The following is a 20,195-nucleotide window of genomic DNA, read 5'->3' on the forward strand; positions in this document are numbered from 1 at the left end:
CCGGGACCTGGCTGGGAGCGCCCGGCTTTCACCCTCGATACCGGGTTGGGCCGTTACCAGGCTCAGGTTCAAACCAAGGACGGGCAAAAAACGTTCACGCTGGGTCGCCGGGATGACCTGGCTTTTTCCAACCGGGGGCCCGGCTACACCCTGACTCACAGCGAAGGCGACCGCAAGCAGGTCTTTCGCCTCCAGCTTCCTGATGGCTGGCCAGACCGTCTTTTGCCGATCAGGCTGGTTGTCCACATGGAGTTTTATCGCAAGCTGCAACGGAAGGGCAGTATTGGCAAAGAGCAATTACAGAACGACATTCAATTCATTGCCCGGGGGATGGGGGAGCCTCGTCTATCGCAGCTTCTTCAGGCGCTGGTGCAACCCGTCAGGGATGCAGGCATTGCCGATATTAGCCCTTTTAAAATAAAAATCAGCCCCAGGCCGCTCTGGCCGTTGGTGGACAGTCGTGTCGAGGTGAGTGAGGAAAACAGTGCCCACGCCCTGTTATTGCTGGGCACGAAGAACAGGAACAGGCCATTTATTTTCCGGGAAACCCTGACCAACCTGGTGGGTGCCAGTCTGTTGAAGGCACTTGAAGGTGGTGGAGGGTCGCTGACAGCCTTGCGCCAGCAGGTGCGCCAGCAGTTCGGGATCAACACCGCGACACTGCCTGACAAGGAGTCGCGTCCCTTGGGACTGACCCGTCAATACGCACTGACTCTGGCGGTTGACCCCCCTTCAGGCACAAGCCTCTATCGGCAACTGGTCGCAGGCCATCATAACCTGCTGTTAGCCAAAGGTACGAAAGCCGATTATCGCCGGGCATTGGCGTATTTAGAGTTGCATGACAAGACCAGGATTCAGGCAATAAGGGATAGCCTTGCTAAAGGGGAAATTACAGCCAGTGACCGTGAGAAAAAACTTTTCAACGAGGTTGTCAATGATAAACAATCCTCAGCGCCCCTGGTTCCAGATGGCTCTGATAATACCATTGCCTCCTACAAGGCCTTGCCCTTCACCTCTGAGCTGGTCAACGTGGATTACCGGGCCTTCTGGAGCGTTGGTTCCGGTATAGAATCCCTGCTCGACGCCAGACTGCTGGGGTTAAGTCGGGCGGCGGCAGAAAATTTCCTGTCCCAACAGATAGAGGTCGCTAAAAAGCATTTCAGACTAAAAGTCGTTGCCAGCACTTACCTGAAGTCACTGCTGGTTCATTTTATCTACTGGAAGATGGAGCAGGTTCTGGGTGACACCGGCCAGCCAGCCAGCCGGATACGCTTGGGAGTGACCGATGCGGTAACGACCATACTGCCTGACGGCGATATCGATGACATCGCAAAACTGATGTACGTTGATCTTTGGTTGGAGATAAATACGCCAGAGAGTCCGAGGATATCCACTCTCGTCGCATTGGAAAAAGCCTGCACTTTTGTTGCCCGGGGACTCGGCTGGAAGTCTTTTGACACTGGCCTGCTGGCCAATCTGAAGCAAGATGTGGACACCGTATTCCATGAGGCGGTAGCACTGCGACGGCGCGTCGGAAGGCCGTTCCAGTTGCCTGTTAATCAACAACCGGACGCCCAGGGTAAAGAGCCCACGTCTGTGCAGGCTATAGCGGGGCAGGATCAGATCATTGAAACCTTCGCCAGCAGCCCTCGTTATGCGGTTATGGCGGATGGTAAAAGGCGTTATATGAAAATAACTCCGGCGGGCCCGGGCAATCCTTTCTCGCTTATGTCACTCCAGTCACAGGATGGCCTGAAGAGGCTGTTACGGCGGCCTCTTAATCCGGGCAAAAACGCTGCAGCCACTCAGGCTTACCTGTCACAGCTGGCACGCCATTATGAGGCTTTTAGTGAACTGAAGGACATTAACATGACCGGCCAAGTCAATGGCGTTATTGACAAGATGGACCATGTCACCCGGCAGCAGTTTGCTGATGGTTTCCTGCACTATGCCCGGCAGTCAGCCATCCCGGCAGGTCTGGCTGAAACCATCGCCGGGAAGTTACTTGCGGCAGAGGTCAGCGCCCTGGGTTCTCTGCCTGAAACGATTTCTACCGGGCTTTATCAGCGGCTCAACGGGCTGCTGAACCTGACCGGGAAAAAGGAATTTTCACTGACCTCTGGCGACCTGAATATTCGGGTGCTGACCGACCCCTCAATCACCGCCGATGCCTCCTACCTGATGCCTGCCCAAGGCACACTGGTGCTGGGCAATGGTGACGCTGACAGCCCGCTGACCGCCGCCGCAGCAATGGCTCTGCTGCAGGCACGGGAAGCCCAGAAACCGGAGGATCAGGCAAAAACATTCCTGGCCCTGCATCAGAAGCGAATCCGATTGCCAGAGGGTGTGGAAAGCCTGTCACCAGAGTCGCTGGTCAGTGAGTTCACGGTTAAGGAAGGCAAGCTGGCACTCTCCGGCCTGCTGGAACGTCTGACCAGCTTTATCGGGCTGGCGGACAGGCTGAAGCGGGAGAATTTTTCCGGAGCCCGACTTCTGGCCAGAAAGATTCGCCAGAACGTGGCCGACGGCGTTGCCGCACTCAGGCGTGATATTGATTTTGGCCAGATGGCTGAGCTGGTTGATATCACCGGCCGCGATTTCCGGAGAACCTTGCAGGCACTGGACAAGGCTGGTTTGCCAGACGGTCAGGCAGCAAGACTGCCCGATGCAGACTGTGTTCTGTGCGATGGTTCCGGACCGATCAGGACCGCGATGGCACTGATAGACAGGGTCAGCGGGCATCTGGATGTCATTGAGGCCAGTGATCACTTCATCCATACCAGGCAGAGTGCCGGTGACAAGGGGTTGCTGGCAGACGCCTTCCTGCTGCTGGAACAGGGACGTTTTGCGGCGGTGGTCACCGAAGACATTATGGACAGCCCGGCGTTCCGCAAGGAGCTTCTTGAGCTCATACGACAAACACTGGCGCAAAGGCAGGGGCTGAAACCGGAGCAAATCATTGATCGGGTGGTCACCTTGCTCGATGATTCGGGCTACAGTCCCGACGACACCCGCTATGTAAAGCAACAGCTGCTTGCAAGCCCGGAATTTGTGGAGAGCCTTAAGCTTCGTGAAGACCATACCGGCGGGGATAGCTTCGAGCCTGATAGCCCGGATGGCAGCAAGTCAGGCGGTGGGTCGAAAAGCTTGCAAGGGAAGTTCATGCGCACGCTGGACGTGCTGGATCGCAGTACAAAATTTAATACGGGCAGGATGGTTGTTGGTGCAGGGAATGCCGTCGCTGGCCTTGCCCTGGCTTCGGTGACACTGAATAACCTGGAAAAATACGGCGACTCGATGCCTCCTGATGCCAGGAACTCGGCCTATGCGAGTGCGAGCCTGGGCATCACCAACTCGGTCTACGGTCTTACCATGAGCGCCAACTGGGCGCTGAGCAAAACCCTTGTCAAGACCAACAATCCGGCAGGTGCCCTGGGCGTCGCGTTAAAGCTGGGTCCGAAAGCGTCACGAAATGTGGCCAGGACTTTACCCGTTATAGGCGGTCTCCTTTCTCTTGAAGTTGGTACGCTTTCACTGGCCGCTAATGCCGCAAACGCCCACGCGGCAAGAAAGGCTGGCAGCTATAAACGGGCGGCCATTTATGGTGCCATGGCAGCCCTGGATGTCATTACCATTGGCCTTGATGTCCTGAGTATGGCGCTGGACTTCATCTTTCCAAAGCTGGGTCTTGTTGTGGACCTGATCAGTATGCTGTTAGGTTTCGTGCAAACGGCCCTGCAGGCCATTATGCCGCCCCCCACCGCCCAGGAGGATTTCAACGCTTTATTGGAGAGCCCGCAATTCAATGGACAGCTTGATCAGCAGATGGAGCACTTTGAGAAAGCAGGCTACAGGCGGTTTATGCTGTTCGACGATGCCAGTAATTATCTTGACCAGAGTAAGTATGACGAGAACCTCGAGACATTGAGGTTCTCCACTATGTGGTTTCTTCTGGATGATTTCGACAAAGACAAATGGTATGCCATTGTTGACAGGCAAAACGTAAGGCGATCCGGGTCAGGGACGTACCTGTCGGACTATATAGAGGGCAGGAAAGGATACAAGAGATTTTTTGGTTTGGGTGGCAATGACACCCTGATCACTGACCTGGGTGAGCTTTATGGCGGTCCGGGCAACGACTTGCTGATTGTCAAAAAAGGCAGAGCAGCAGGGGGCAGTGGCAATGACATTATCCGGGTTGAAGAGTCAGGCGAAGCTTACGGGGACAGTGGCGATGACGATATCCGGATTGAAAAGTCAGGTAAGGCTTACGGGGACAGTGGCAATGACATTATCCGGATTGAAAAGTCAGGTACAGGTTACGGGGGCAGTGGCAATGATGTTATCTGGATTGGGCACACAGGTAAGGCTTACGGGGGATACGGGGACGACACCCTCTACCTGTCAAAGATCGGTGGCATTGGCTATGGCGGGCCGGGGAACGATCAGATTTATTTCGGCAAATCCCAGTATGGCGACTCGGGCGATGACCAGCTCATTGACAAGCTCGGCGCAGTCTACCAGCACGGTGGAACAGGTAATGACCGCCTTTCGCCGGGGTTAGGTTATGCACACCTTTTTGGCGGACCCGGAAATGATACGCTTGTCCTGCCCAGGTTCTCATTTTCTGTGGTCAGCCAGATGCCAAAAGGTAATCTCACGGCTCAGTACACTATTGGTCGTAATACCTTCAGGATTGATGGCCATCCATCCGGTCCCATTCATGACACGCGTCGCTACGCTCATGGTTACTCTAAGCCATTACTCTGGGTTAACTTGAAAAACAGAGTCTGGGGTAACCGTTTTTCTGATTATCTTGAGTTTCAGAAGTTGAAGCGCACCCATCCGGATGGCGAGGAAAAGGAAACAGATAAATCCTTTTTCGGTGTGTTTGGTGTAGGGCCTGGCGGTCAGTCATCGGTGACTAAGGCATTGATGGAGCAGGTTACACCTTTCGCCGGTCACCTGGGCGTCAGTCGAATTTCTGATATTTACGGTACAGGTTCTTACTTTTACCTCGGCAAAGTTCAGTACGGCAGCGCGCGAGAGCAAGTCCACCTCTATTTTTCGCTCAAAGGCGTTTTCGTGATGAAAACTGACCGCTCCCTGTTGTTTTTCAAAGAGAACAGCCTGCTCGAGGCCAGCAAAACTAATAAGGCTGTCAAATTCTTCGCCACCCTCCTGGACAGCTTGGTAACCGGGGGCTCTGTTGATGGTATGGAGCATCTGTTGGGTTCCGAAGACGGCTCGGAAGTCTACGGAACCGAACAGCGCGATAACATTTATCTCAGGGGCGATAAAAATAGCAACAACATAGTGAATACGCGAGGTGGTGACGATTTTGTCTATGCCAGCAATGGCACAGACACAATAAAACTGGGAGAGGGCAATGACCGGGCGGTATTGAGCGATCAAAATAAGGTGGACGGCGGCCCCGGCACAGACACTATTTCCTACGTGGTTCGAAAAAAAGATCTCTGGCTGGATATGACCAACCGGGATCGGTCGAAGGGGGAGGTGGTGACCGGTGTCGAGGTCATACAAGACTCCCCCCATAACGACAAGATCAAAGGCAACTCCGAGAATACGGTTTTTATGGCCACCGGTGGCACCAATACCCTGGATGTCGGAGCTGGCAACGACACGGTTATCACTCAAGGCGGAAAGACATCCATCTGGCTGAGAATCGGTTTTAACTCCGTGATACTGGGTGATGGTCAACACGAGGTTTACACGGGCATTCATGCCGACTCAATCAGGGTGAGTGGCAACAACCTTGTTAACCAAAAATTTTATGTCCACAAACCTCAGGAACCTTCGACAGGAAAATGGCCAGTTCTGGTTATCCGCTGGGGACGATTTAGTGACCGCTGCACCCGGCAGCACGGACAGCTGGCCAGCCTGACTGTCAACCCGTTCAGCGAGCGCATGGACCTGGTTTTCAGCAAACAGAAACCCAATGCTAACGTCACCCTGGACTTTAACACCCCCGACATCCCGCCGGTCACAGTCAAGCAATTTAATACCCACTGGTACCGGAAGGATTTGGATACGGATACGGACCACTGGAGGTACATAGCCGGGGATGTGATGAAACTGAAAAACACTACCCTGACCGATTTTGATTCAAGAAAAGGTGCTTGCAAGGTCACCAGGAAAGTGGACACCCATACCTTTTCCAGAGCACAGATGCTGGCATTTTTGAATCGCTACCCCGGAAAACCTTTAGGTGAATTCCGTCGCAAGCAGTGGCCTGACGAGACTGAGTTGGAGAGTCTTGCCAATGAAGGAAAAAACCTGGGTGCCGGTTTGCACCGCATTAGCAGTGAGGAAAGCAATAATCTCAGGCTGGGGATTGAGATTCGTTTCGACTCTTCCAGTTGCAGCCAGCGCAGTGGTCTTCTACGCAGGCTGACCCTGAAGCCGAACCAACAGCAGGTGCTCTTTGAAGGCTTAGCCCCCGCCCAGAAGGTGCATGCCACGTTCGACAAGGGCAAGGAGATGGTTTTCTCTGTCCCGGCAAAGCACACACTGACTTTACAATTGGTTAAAACCGATGCAGACGGCAGCAGACAACATTATGGCCGTCACCAGATATCAGGAAAAGAACAGTACTCAAAACAATGGCACGAACTGTTCCCCGGTCAGCCAATGGAGGCTGGCCTGGGCATGCTGGAGGTGCGTCATACCTTTCAGAGGACAATGGGGCTCATCAAGCTATGCGGAGCCACCAGACTGTACAACAGCTCTATGACTATACCGGATGTCCAGCTTGACTTGTCTTCAGACTCACACTCTGGCGTTCCCATCATTATCGGTGGTCCGGGCAATGATCGGCTAACAGGCAATCCCTCCACAGATAATATATTGCTTGGCAAGGGAGGGCGCGACATTTTGCAGGATATGGGAGGCAACAACCAGTTTATTGTCGGCATGGGCGATACCACTGTTATGGCTGGCAGGGAAGGACATAATCAGCTAATACACGACAAGTCTTCCTTACTTTATGGGATCCGGCGCCTGCGGCAAGACATCAGGGTTCTTACCTTCAAGGTTGCCACAATATATGAACTGGATGGCATGACCGTCAATGTCACCCAGGGGATCGCACAGACCCGATGGCGAAATACGGAAACAGGCAGCTGGCGTTATCACCAGACCGTATTCAATGGGATCGTCCAGATTGCCGGGACCTCGGGAGATGATTCCTACTATGGCAGCAATGGTACGGATATTTTCAGCACCGGGGGTGGTTTGGACAAGGTGCACATGGGGGACGGAGACGACCGGGTCATTGTTAACGCCCGTTGGCAAAATGGTACCTCGCTGGACGGCGGCAGCGGTGCCAATACCCTGCTCTTTGATTTGCCCGACAGCCATCGTGTAGTTGTTGACCTGGAAAGGAGTTTAACGATCAAGAACTTTGTCCTGGAAGACTCAGGGAAGGGCAAGATAAAACTTTCCGGTGATGATAAAGATAACATTTATGTGTCCAGAGGTTCTCTGTACAGTTTTAATGGCAGGGGAGGAGATGACTACCTTTTTCTTCTGAAGCAGCCGAAGGTCACCCATTTAAACGGTGGTCCGGGCACCGACACGATAGATTTCAGCCAGATGACCATCGAGCCGCATTTTGTCCGGCTCAATCTGTCTTTAAGAAAAAAAGCAGTGAGCTTTGCCTGTTATGCAAGCGATTCGGGATCCTGCCCTCCTGATAAAAACGTCAAAGGTCATATGTCTTTTACGGAAAGGTCGCCCAAACCCAAACCCAAACCCAAACCCAAAACCAAAACCAAATCCAAATCCAAGGGCATTTTCGAAACATGGTCGAAAGCTATCAGTAATTTTGAGATTTTCAAGGGCCCCGATTCCGGCGATATTTTCAACATTCCGGCCCTTGCCGGGATTGTCGTCGATGGCGGAGGTGGCAATGATACTTTCAGAATTTCCTCTCCCCGCATCAAGAGCAACAGTTCAATCACCTCCACCATAGGGGGAACTGGATACAACAGGCATTATGGCAGCCGGGAGGCTGACCGGATGGTGGCGAACCTGGGGCCTGACCTGCTTTCCGGCAACCTGGGCCCGGATATTTACGTTATTTATCCACAGGCCAATGGCACCCGGATCGTCGACCGGGACAACGGAAATAGCCTGATATTGCACGGAGTCCAACCTGAAAAGCTGGACTGGCGACTGACTGGAAATTATACCCATCTGGAAGTGGACAACGACGGACATTTCTTTTTCAGCATCGATTTAGGGCACGTTCCCCAGTGTGTGCGTGAGGATGGCAGCCTGGTCACCGGGCACTTTATCAACAGCCTGGAACGGCATATCTGGCGCCTGACAATAATTGCTCCGGCCAACAACGAAAGCAGGCTGCTGAGCGGCAAAAACCTTCGAGATTACTATCACGCCAAGCTGACTGTGGATAAACGACTGGATAGCACTTATCAGCTTGGCAATATCACCGCACCGGTGCATGGCGGGCCAGGTGATGACGTGTTTTTCTTCTCGGGTGCTGTCAAGCCGGGGGCTGGGCTGTTCGGGGAGTCGGGAAATGATATTTTCCACCTCAAAAGCAGTGGTGCCAGTGTTCACCCCGGTCCTGGCAATAACCTTGTCAGTCTGGAGCTGGGGGGTTTAAAGGATAGTGGCAGGGATAGTGGCAGGGAAAGCGGCTGGGAAAACCGCGCCGTGAAGCTGTTTTTTGCTCCCTTTTCGTTTAACCGTGTTCGAATGGTTGGTGTCAGCCTCACGGATTTGCAGGCAGCAAGCTGGCGTTCGCTGGCTCTGCGTAATGCGCCTGACAGCAATGACCAGACTGGTTGCCCAGCCGGCTTATCCCGCTTGATGCCCCCTCCGGTCACCGGCGGCAGTTTTATCCTGGCAGCCTGGATTCGCCAGGGCCTGCCGCTGGGCAGAGGAACACGGGCCGGGAGCACGCTGATTCATTTTGCCGGGCCTGACGGCTCTGATGCCATCAGCCTGAGCCTGAAACCCGGGAGGCTGGAGGTCAGGGTAACGGAGGGTGCCAGGTTCTTTCATCGAAGGGTCAGGCCATTTTTTACCTCCCCCCGCCTGCATCTGGCCATGACAATAAATGACAGTGGTTTTCTAACTATCTACCGAAATGGTCAGATTGCTTTGGCAACCCAGGCTTTCAAGCCAGCCAGGAAAATTCGGGCGCTGAACTGTTATGCCGCTGACAAACTCATCATCAACCAGCGTCTCCCGTCGCCTGAAGGGATAAAAATGATGGCGTCCGGTGCCGACCCCCTGGTGAGAATAGGCACCTGGCAGGACCCTGACCGTATCTACGCCAATGGCTGGCCAGACAGCCTGGAACTGGATGACGGCATTCTGGATGACAGGGAAAGGATCGGTCGACGACTCGAGTCTGGTTATTCACTTTCAGAGCAAACCATCCCCGGACATCAGTATGAAATCGACGAAAAAAGCACTACTTACCGTTTCTCTGGCGATGACATGGATAACGGCCAATGGCTTCTGGCAAACGCCACGGGCACCGCTGACCAGCTCGAAATTAATACCCATGATTGCCAGACATTGGGCTATCAAAAGTCGGACGAGGATCTGATCCTGACTGTCTTGTCGAATAAGAACCGGTTGAAAATCAGCGACAATAGCAGCCATCCGCTCAATGCCACCCAGAGCCTTCGGGTGCAAAACTTTTTCAGCCAGGAAGGCGATACCGTTGAGCGCCTGATCGTCAATAACCGGGTGCTCAGCATGAGCGAGGTGCTGGCGAAAGTAGATACCCTACAGTCAAATGGCAGCCGCTCACTGAATGAAAGCATCCCAGAGGCAACTTTGGCCGCTGAGGGTGGGGGCAACGGAACCCAGTCCTTACTGAACAGGATCATTGGCAGGGGGAAACAGCTGTTGAATCTGGGCAGTCTGACCGTAGCTAAGAAAGACGACGCTGACACAGGTGAAGCCGAGAGTGAGCGACCCATGGTGGCGAACCTGAATAACACGGAACTGAACCGGCAATACCAGCGTTTGGTTCAGGAAAGAAACACCCTTTCAGGCAATCGCAGTGGCGAGAGCCCATCGTTTATTCCATCGGTAAGCCAAAGAATGGCGCAGAACCTGACGAATCCGCTAAATTTAACGATGATGGGTCAGGGCTGAGTCCTCCGACCACGCCGGTGAAAAGACAAGTATCACAACCCTTCTGATATCACAACCCTTCTGAAAGCCATCTAGATCAATCCATGAGGTGTTATCATGCCAGCTGTACCCAAGGATGTTCATGTTGCTATTGTCGGTCCTGTCGAAGGTTGGGAGTCTATTTGGCTAAAAATATGGGCCAGCTTGAACCCGGACCATACAATCCATGTATGGTCTCCCAAAGCTTTGAGATACAAAAGAATTCTATATTCGTTGCTGTTTTCTGAGAGAATACAACAAATTATTGAAACAGATTATCCCATTGATATTGCGCGGTTGAGGCATAGCATCTGGCAAAAAATCGATACTTTTATGGGGAAAAACGATGATGTAGAAAGATTGGATATAATGAAATCCCATTTTTCAGACAGTGTAAAGATGTCGTTTACCACCCAATGGAATAAAACCAACGATCTGTTAAATCAAATCCGAAATGAAATTGGCACGGTTTCTGTTAACGAATTAGAGTTTGAATTTGAAAAAACACACAGTGAATATATCAAGTACACCTTAAGCCTTAAAAAAACTGTGATAGCCGAAAGAGCTATAGGGTTTTCTCATCAATTCTCTGATGGAGGGGTATATATTGATCAAGGACTGTTACCATCACTGGACGATGAGACCTTTAAAAAAGGGGGTGTTTCGAAAAATCTTATACCGAGAACCAGCGGTAAGATTATTTACACGGAGGAGATAGAAAGAGTTAAGGTGCGTGCTATTCTGATAAAAATGTTTGAAAGTGGAATTATTCCTGATCCTGGACCTTATTTTAAGGTACACCGACAACTGCCAAAAGTAGACTCCGATCGAATTCAAAGAGTCGTAAAAGAAACCAGTATTGACAAACTATTTAAAAAACTAAGTGATCGTGCACTATCGAAAGCTACCTTTCATAAAGTATTTTTCGGTAAAACTATGGCTAGAGGTCGGCCTACAGCTTCATACCTTAGTGATTCAATCAAGCCAATAATGTTCGAAGCTGCCCCAAATAACCGCTTGATCGGAAAAATAATGGAAGAAACCATATATTTCCACAGAGTTTTAGAAAACCTTAAAAAAAATGAAATAAGCAAGCAAGAGCGTATACCAAAGTTACAGGAGTCTTTGAAAGCATTCTATATCTCTAGCGATGACATCGATAAAGTTGCAATGATGTTAACAGAGCTTTCATATCATAATGGGGATTTTGAACACAGGATTCTCGCTAAAATAGGTTATGACGCTTTTGAAAGATTAAAAAATAGCCAATCCGGAGTAAGGACCACAGTTAATTATGATCAAAATTTCTTAGAGTACAATCCCTTCTATTACATGAATTCTTATGACAATGATTTTGACCTGCCAGAATTTGAGCGCAAGCGACCATACAAAAAGTTAATAATGATTAATGTTTTTAAGATTCCAGAGAATAGGGAAGAATCTTTGAGAAAGTCTTACGAACTTTATAATAAGTTACGCACTCAAGATGGCAGCGCTGTTTTGTACGAATTTGTTGAATCTGATGCAGTGCAAAAGCAAGCACTTAGAGTGATGGCAGGAGAATCATTCAAAAATATTGGCGTAGACACTAAAGTTTTTATCACTGGAAGTCTTGATTTCTCTAGTACCGAGTCGAGTGCCGTTAATCACATCAACTCCCAATTCTTAGTGAAAAAGCTATTGTCAGCTTTAATTGAAGCGATCCCCAAGAATACCACCGTACAAAACATAGCATTCTCTTTTGATAACTCCGCACAAGACATTCCAGGTGTTGAGGGTGTCTTGGATGCTGGTCAGAGAGATTATGTTATACCTGAAGTTCTGAGGGGGCTGGCTAAAAAAGGTATCTATGCAAATTCAGCTGTTGCAGTTCGGGGATACTTATCCGCAGTCGTTCCACAGCAAACTACCGGTGGTGATCCTGACAGGCCGTCAACCTCGAGAGATGCGCCCGATTCTGAACTCAACCGTATTGTTTTTACCCGGAATAAAGACGACACCGTTACGTATATAGCCAAGTTCGGGTTGAGCTCGCTTGACCCTGATAATGAGTTTAATCCCACAACCGGCCTTGACACTCGCGAATCCATGTTTGCAGATCAGTTGTTCGAATCCATAGTCGTTGAGGATTCGCAGGATTCGGGCGACCCCAGACTCGGAAAGGAGTCAGCCAAAGCCCTGGTCGAAAAAATGTATGCCGGTGACAGGCAGCAGGATGGTTCTGCCTCTGCCTCTGCCTCTGCCTCTGCCTCTGCCTCTGCCTCTGCCTCTGCCGGACCGGAAAACAGGGTACCCACTTCCACAGTCCACAATGAGGTCGATTATAGAAGAGATGCTGAAAAATACTTATTTGCATCTGAGTTCAAAGATGCGATTTTTTTCGGATTAAACAAAGACTCAACCCCTGGAAGAGTTGCTTTCTTCCATCCGGATTGGAGAGAAACGCGTCGTTTGGAAGACACAATCGACATGGCGAAGGAATCTTCCTCCTACACCGAATGGCTTGACCGCTATGAAAGGCGTTTCCCCGAGTTCAACTACATCACCCAGCTTCGGCAGGAAATGAACCAATATCAGGGTGAAGAAGAGAAGGTCGTGGCCTTCGAAACCTTCAAAAGAAAGGCAAAGACCTATTCATTCGATATCTTCACTTTCGCTCCCCTCACTGAAAAGGGTGCTGCCACAGTTAGGGCAATATACAAAAATGAATTCCCCAACATTGAGCTTCCCGCAAACCAGCTACCGGGGCCTTGTAACAGGCGCCGAAGATCAGCCAATACCGGCAGCTGCGATGCTCGACGCAAAGCGCTGGCGTATGCGCTCCGGTTACTTTCCGGCCCCAAAACCCAACTCAATCTTGATGGCAAAAAAGACAACAAAGGTAAAAAAACCGATATTGCCCTGATCAAACCCACCAACGAAGGTGTGCGCTGGCTGCAGAATTTTTTCACCCGGTATCGTCGCCTCGAAGCCAGGGACGCATTAGCTAACACCCGGGGCATGCACTCGGTCATTGCCCTGAACGAAGACTCGTTTACCCGTGCTCAACAGCAGATAAAAGACGGGACCTTGAGTGGCCAACCCCTGTTGCTGAAAACCACCCCCTCCGGCAGTTATGCGCTGCTCACACCCGATGGCCGGGTTCAGTCGGCCATCGCCGGGGGAGACGGCAACCGCGTCACCGTTGTCGGTCGGCCAGCCAGACTGATCGCCGATGCTTTGACGACACTGTCCTACTTTACCCCGGACATCCACATCGCCAGCCTGACCGTCAGCGATCTTGCCAGCAGCAAACAGTCAAGCGGAATCACCGCCCTGAACGCCCTGAAAACCTTTGTGGCCCTTTCACCCACCAACGGCAAACCCCTGGTGGGCGAACTGATTATCGAGCCCAGAAGTCGCAGCCCCGAGGTTTTCAAACGACTGGTGAAGGATATCCAGCGCCAGATGCCGAAGGATCGCCCGGCGATCGAAACCCTTGTGCTGCGCTCCCCGGCCACCGGAGAACCGCAGTACCGGCTTTTTTCTGGCGAAAAGGCGGTGCTGATGTCACCCCGGCCATCGGATTCAAAAGCCCTTATTCGGTATTTGCCATCCAGCCAGCTTTCGGTTCCGGAGCAGCCCCGGACTAAAGACAAACTCTCAGGTTTGGCCTCTGAACGAGCCGAATTCAGGCAGCGGCTGCAGGAGTTTGACACCGCCCTGGGGGACATTAAAGCCCGGCACTCTCTCCCCGACAGTATGATCCCCCAACTCGATACCCTTCGTCGGGATGGCCGTGGCTGGCGCATCGACTTTTTAGAACCCGATACCCTGGCCCGTAAGAACATACAGTTTACGTCCGGAGCTTTTGACCGCTTCCGGGGCTTTCTCCAGGGCAAGGGTCGTCCATCACCATCGCGGCTCAAAGGAAAAAAAGGAGCCACCGGCAGCTGGGATAAACTCAGGTCTGTTATAGGTCTTTTCGACCTGGTCACCGGGATTGCCCCCGCAGGATTTCATTACAAAAACTCCCCGCCTCAGAATATGACGGACACTGAACGACAGATTTATACCGGGCGTCAGGTGGTTTTTTATGCAGCGGTCACCTTGCAGGGGATTGAGATGATCGATCTCGGGCGACAGGGACTCAAACTGTTCACCCCGAACTTCAAGCAGCCATTTTCTACCCACCGGACAGCGCCAAAGCTACCCGGTACCGAGCTGAAAAAGCCGGTCAGTGGGCTGAAAAAAGTCGGCAGGCTGGGTAAAAAAGCCGCTCGTTTTTTGCCTTTAGTGGGTTCCAGTGTGCCGATAACCAGTCTCACCCTGACCGTGATTGACTATGAGAACGAAGAGGACCCGGAAGTCAAGGAACTCAAGAAATCCATGGTGATCTTTGAGTCGGTGGACATGGGTATCTCAATTTTTTCAGACTTTCTCGGGCCGCTCGGGTTTACGGTTGACGGTCTCATGCACTACGTCAGGGCTATTTTTGCCGAGGATTATAAAGAAAAGTTCGCCAAGCTGGCCTATAAAAAGTTACGGGACGCCTCGGGCAAGGCGGCCCACATCTTTAACCCGATTCACGCCCAACTGGATCCCAAAAGTTTTCTGGCCAACAACCAGACCCTCAATGCTTTGGTGAGCGAGGACGGCAAAAACCTCCTGCCCCTGAACATCGAGTCCATCAACCTGGCGGACAAGACTCTGACCTACGGAGGCGTCTATACGCACGGGATAACCTTCGTGGCCAAAGATAATGGCGACTGGAATTGGAAGAAATGCAAGGAAAAGGTCGATGTAGCACACAACACCCTGGAATGCCCTACCTATACCAACCGGCTCGACCGCTCCCCGGCCCCCTTTAACCTGATCAACGATGCTCTGAAGACATTGTGCCGGAAGGAATCGCGTTTAATCCCGTACCAATGCTCAAACGGGGTGTTTCACAACCTGGGACAGATGAGCGATAAAAAGATCATTTTAATGCCTGCCGTACCCGAGTTGAAGCTCACACTCGAATACACTGACATTGATCAGGACTTTCAAGGGAGTGCGCCGGACGGCAGTTCACCCGGTGCGCAGCTGCTCGATGCCGTCAGCGATGATAAGCTGAAACGGATTTACCAGAAAAAGGTGAAAGACACCAAAGTCACTCGGTGTGTGAGCATCTTTTTTAAGAAGTGTAAAGAAAAAGTGACTTACACATATAAATACCTTGGCAAGACGTTCACTCATATAAGCGGCCAGGAGTACCTTCAATCAACCAGCAGCCTGAATCTCGATAAAAACGATCACATCGTCGTCTTTCGCTGGGTCTCAGACGAATTCTCCTGGCTGCTGGATTATGACCTGTACAGTCCTAAAGGGTCCGACAACACCTACGTCCTGGTGTCCAACGGTGACCATGTTATCCGCATTCACCCCCGGGGGCAGACGGCCTCTACCTGGGTGTTGAACTACGACGGCAAGCGCCCCTACGCCTGCATTACCGAGCGGGATGACCAGATACAAAACTGTAGCTCCTCGCTGAGCCAGATCAGGAACCCAACCTGGGACATCAGGCTGGGTGAGACCCTTTTCCGGTTTCCTGATCCGGCGCCGTCCCCCTCTCACGAACCCATCCCCTCGTATAAAGTTGTGGTACAGGATCCCAACGCACAGTTTGAGTGGCTGCCGGACGACAAAGTGATTCATCACTTATACGACACCGGTACACTGAATGACAGGCCGTCAAGAGCATCGAAACTGAACAGAATCATGAGCCGTTACACTGCGGCCAGGCGTTTCCTGCCGCTGGAGCTGAAAGACTGCGACGCCTCATTTCAGCTCCGTCAACACTGTATGGCCGGAGCGCCGAACCGGTGGACCACAACCACATCCGGGTGGTCACCCAAAATACCGAACCGGTGGGCGATGAACGGTGCCCTTGACCCACTACCCAGGAGCAATAATCGGCAGAACCCGGCCTGGTTACAGCACCAGCGGGACTGTGACCGACAGGTTAATGAGTATCTCAAGAAACCTTACCGCTGCTTCCCCGGCAAACTGGGACTGGCCAGAGCGGACTGGCATAAGTTAGACCGGATCCAGATCTGGTACGATACCCTTAACCATCAGGAAATCCGGCTCATTGCTGCCAAGGTGCAACCGGTCCAGGGGAACCCGGCTACCGGCTACTATTTTTTTGACTCCGCCAACGGCAAGGTGTTATTCCAGAATAAGGAGGTACTGACCCGGGAAATCAGGCACTTTGATGAGTTGAATGCCAGCTTGTTTGGCCGCCACGTCTCTAAGATAGTGCCGAACAAAGATGAGTCACAATTGCTGGTATTTGATGCCCCCTATTATTACCTGTTGACGGCCAGCCCGTCCGGTCAGCTGAATCACCAGTTGATTGCGGCAGAAACTCTGGATGGCCAGCTCAGCGAACCTCCTGTACCACCTGCAGCGGCATCCGGCACAACGGCATCTGACCATGGACTGATTTCCATGCGGGTCGTCGATAGCTACAACAAACGTCGTATACTTAGAGCCGGTTTTTATGACGATGCCACCCGAACCCATTTTGCCTTCCTGAGCAGCCTGTTGGATGGCGACGTGCCGAATAATAAAAACGACGGAAGCCACTTACGGACGATTGATGAGCGTGTCCGCAGAGTACTGAGTGAAGAGCACCTGCCGGTCCACAAGGTGGTTTGGGGCAAGAAAGTTTACTACATTTTGTTCAGCAAGCACTCCGGAGACCTGTATTACCTGACCGCCGACGTAAAAAACCCCAAGAATGTCCAGCGGCTGAGCTCCGGTTTCCATTTGATCCGCCCGGCAGGCGAGAAGCAAGCGCTGGAAAAGGCAAAAGTAGAGGCAAAGATGGCCAGGGGCGGCGTCTTCAGGCATGTGCAGGCGCACTCCGGCAGCCTTCTGGCCGATACCAACGGTCACTACCGGCTGTGGATACCGGACAAGGCCTGGGACAACACCCGGGTGGTCAGCGAAAACCTGTCGGTGGAGTCAGGACCTTTTAAGAACTGGCAGGTCGAAGCTACCGGGCAGATCGTCGCCAAGTCGAACGATACCCTGAGTGTGCACCAGTTCACCCCCCAATCTGGCGTGGTGATAGACAGCCTGGACCTGGGCAAGGTAGTCAACCTGATCTTCGCCAAACTGACCATAGAACACCCCGGTACAACCTGGACCACCACCAGTGCCCGTTTTTTCATCCGTGAGCTCAAGAGTCTGCTGCGAGACCGGCTGAATGGGGCCCGGGAGGGGTTCTCGGCCAAGGTGGGGCTGGTGCCGCTGAGACCCATCACCGCAATCATCGACCACCCCCTGTTCAGCGCGATCAGGCAACTGGACGTCTGGTACTACCCGGACAGCGACACCCTGCTGGCAGCCAACACCCGTGACCAGTTTGAAGTCATGGTGAACGACGACGGCCAACTGCTCGCGCTGTCGGACACTCGCAAAGAGGAGGCTTTCGAGTTTTTCCGACAGCCTGATCAGGGCGCCAAAGGCCATCCCTTTTGTGGTGAGGCCGCCGCCGCTTCGCTGACCGGGATGCCCAGTGAGTTCGATGACCAGATCTCCCCTCCCTGCCGTTACACCCTGCCTAAGCGCACCGACTTGAGGGGCAGCTACCAGTGGAAATTCGGTGCCCGGGCATGGCGCATCAAGACACCGAAGGCTCAATACCTGGCCAACCGTGAGCGTCTGGCCCTGGTGGCGCTGGACCTCAGCCTGATGGGACCCAGGAACACCACCGGCAGGCTGGTCTACTGGACCCGGCAGGATTTTAACCAGACCGTGGGCTCTCTGCCAGCGGACGTACGACAGCGGGCTGACATCGGACTGATCGCCCTCACGCTGCGCCCTGATTATTCCCCCACCCAGGTAGCCTGGATGGATTACCGGGGCCAGAGTCCCCGTAAACAGAGACTGTTGTTCGGTTTGCCTGGCAAGGAACACGGTGTTCAGCAAGTGATTGGCAGCACCCGGAAGTTCTCGTCCCCTAAGTCAACGAGCGCGGTCGTTTATAACCAGAACAACCAGACGCTGTACCGGGTCACCCAAAAGGGTTACCAATCACTGGGCACCTTTGGCAGGGTCGCCGTGATGGCCGAGGGTCTGCTGCTGTCAGGAACCCCCGGAGCCGACAAGATCAAACTGGAAACGTTGCGGCTGGACACTTACTACCAAGAGCAAGAGCATCAGGTGGCCTTTGTCCGGAACGGTACCCGACAGCGGTTCGGGATCATGGTGGAGGGCCAGGGTGGGTCCGACGTGATTAAACTGGATGAGACAGACTTGTCATTTTTTGCCCGAATCCTCATCCATCCCGGCCTGGCTGAAGAAAGCATCACCAAGCACGACAGGGCACAAACCCGCATTGAACTGAATGTATCGGCCTTCCTCTTCCTTGCCTGGCGCCGGGGTCAGAACCTGGTGCTGTCCAACCGGTTTACCACCGGCGATGCCGAGATCGAGATTCAGCAGGTCTGGGCCAGACAGCACGACCAGTTCCTGCAACCCACAACGCTGGTGTTCAATGACCTTGAGCTGTCATTATCCGACCTGGCAGCACGGGTGACGGACTCAGGTCAGGGGGTCGTCCTGCCACTCACGGTGAGCAGCCTCGTCAGGAAGGAACGCCTCCGATTCATCAACGCCACAGCCAGCAACCCCCTGTACATCCAGCAGGACCAACCGGTAAAAATCGTCACCTACCAGGCGATGGACGGGATTAAACTGACACTGGAACCCCTGAACGCCACATACGTCAGACGTCAGGTGTTTATTACCGGCACAGGACAGTGGGGCTGGGAGCCGGGCAGTGTTCAGGTGAGCGGGCCGAAACCCGACAGCGGTTACCAGTCATGGCCGTTTCTACCCTCCGTAATCAGCTCGTCCGCCGTCGGTAACAGGACAGCGAGACTCTGGGGCAATAGCCGCAGTAATATTCTGTACCTTGGCGCCGACGCCCGACAGTGGTCACTCCGTGGATGGGGCGGTCATGACCTGCTGCTGCTGGGAACCTCAGGCAACATCGCAGCACGGCCAGAAGTGCTGGCAAACCGGGGCGACCAGTGTGACAACCGGAGGCTGGATACGCCCGGCAACAGCAGCCTGTGGCAGGCCATTCTCGACTGGACCCGCCCGCTGGTCGGCGGTGTTGGCAATGACGTCTATGACCTGCGGGCGTGCAGGCCAGCCCGCACAATCGACAGCCGTGGCAAGCATTATGTTCTACTGTCGTCCGGGTCTAAGGCGGATTTACGACGTTTGTCGGGTGATAACAGCACCGCACTGTTCTTTACCGACCTGACCCCGGAACAGGTGGCGTTCAGCCAGTGTAACCCGCAGGCGCAGAGCAATCTCACCCGCAGCAGCAACTTTACCCGCAGCAACGCTTCCCTGCCATTGGAGAGCCAAACCTTCAGGATCATCAATACCCGCAACAACCAGACACTGGCACTGGTGAAACCGGACGTGCTGGCCAGCCTGCACTTTAAAGGTGGACAAGTCAGCCTGAACCCCATGACTGTCATCAACAGGAATGACAGTAAATCAGCCATGGACATCAGTGACGGGGGAGAGAATGAAGCCGTGACCTATCTGAACAGGATCATTCGCAGGGGGCAACGACTGGTGAATTACCTGTGCAGCCTGGCAGGCGGCAATAAAGACGACAAAAGGTCGGATAATGAGCGGCCAGTAGGAACAAGCCTGAATAATACGGAACTTTACCAGCACTACCAGCGACTGGTTCAGGACCTCAGTGCCCTGTCAGGCAATTACAGTAGCGAGAGCCCGTCGTTTATCACGTCGGAAAATCAGAGGATGATGCAGAACTTGACGACACCACAACCTTTAACGACGTTAGGTCATGGGTGATTATCAGCGACTGATCACGCTTAATTAAACGACATACTTTTTTTATAAAACGGATAAGCAGGTCATTATCCCAGTTCCGAACTACACTACATGGTGCAATTTTTAAGCATTTAAAATACTCTGATCACGCCGGTGAAAAG

Annotated in this window: 2 protein-coding genes (1 of these 2 cut by a window edge); both read left to right on the plus strand. The window is 52.7% G+C overall.

The features are described from left to right. Window positions 1-10,161: the 3' portion of a TcdA/TcdB catalytic glycosyltransferase domain-containing protein gene (locus ACO6V5_RS09620; protein WP_422492099.1), read on the plus strand. Its footprint begins 18,225 nt before the window's first position; only the last 10,161 of its 28,386 coding nucleotides appear in the window; its start codon lies beyond the left edge, outside the window; its stop codon occupies window positions 10,159-10,161. A gap of 96 nt (window positions 10,162-10,257) precedes the next feature. After that, window positions 10,258-20,055 (plus strand): hypothetical protein, encoded by a 9,798-nt coding sequence (locus tag ACO6V5_RS09625; RefSeq protein WP_422492100.1) that lies wholly within the window; start codon window positions 10,258-10,260, stop codon window positions 20,053-20,055. Window positions 20,056-20,195 lie beyond the last annotated feature (140 nt).

This window comes from Endozoicomonas sp. ALD068 (assembly GCF_049310145.1).
In the GTDB taxonomy this organism is placed as follows: domain Bacteria; phylum Pseudomonadota; class Gammaproteobacteria; order Pseudomonadales; family Endozoicomonadaceae; genus Endozoicomonas_A.

Excerpts from the sequence above, each read along its gene's own strand:
- ACO6V5_RS09625 (WP_422492100.1), top strand. The coding sequence starts at position 10,258 with ATGCCAGCTGTACCCAAGGATGTTCATGTTGCTATTGTCGGTCCTGTC.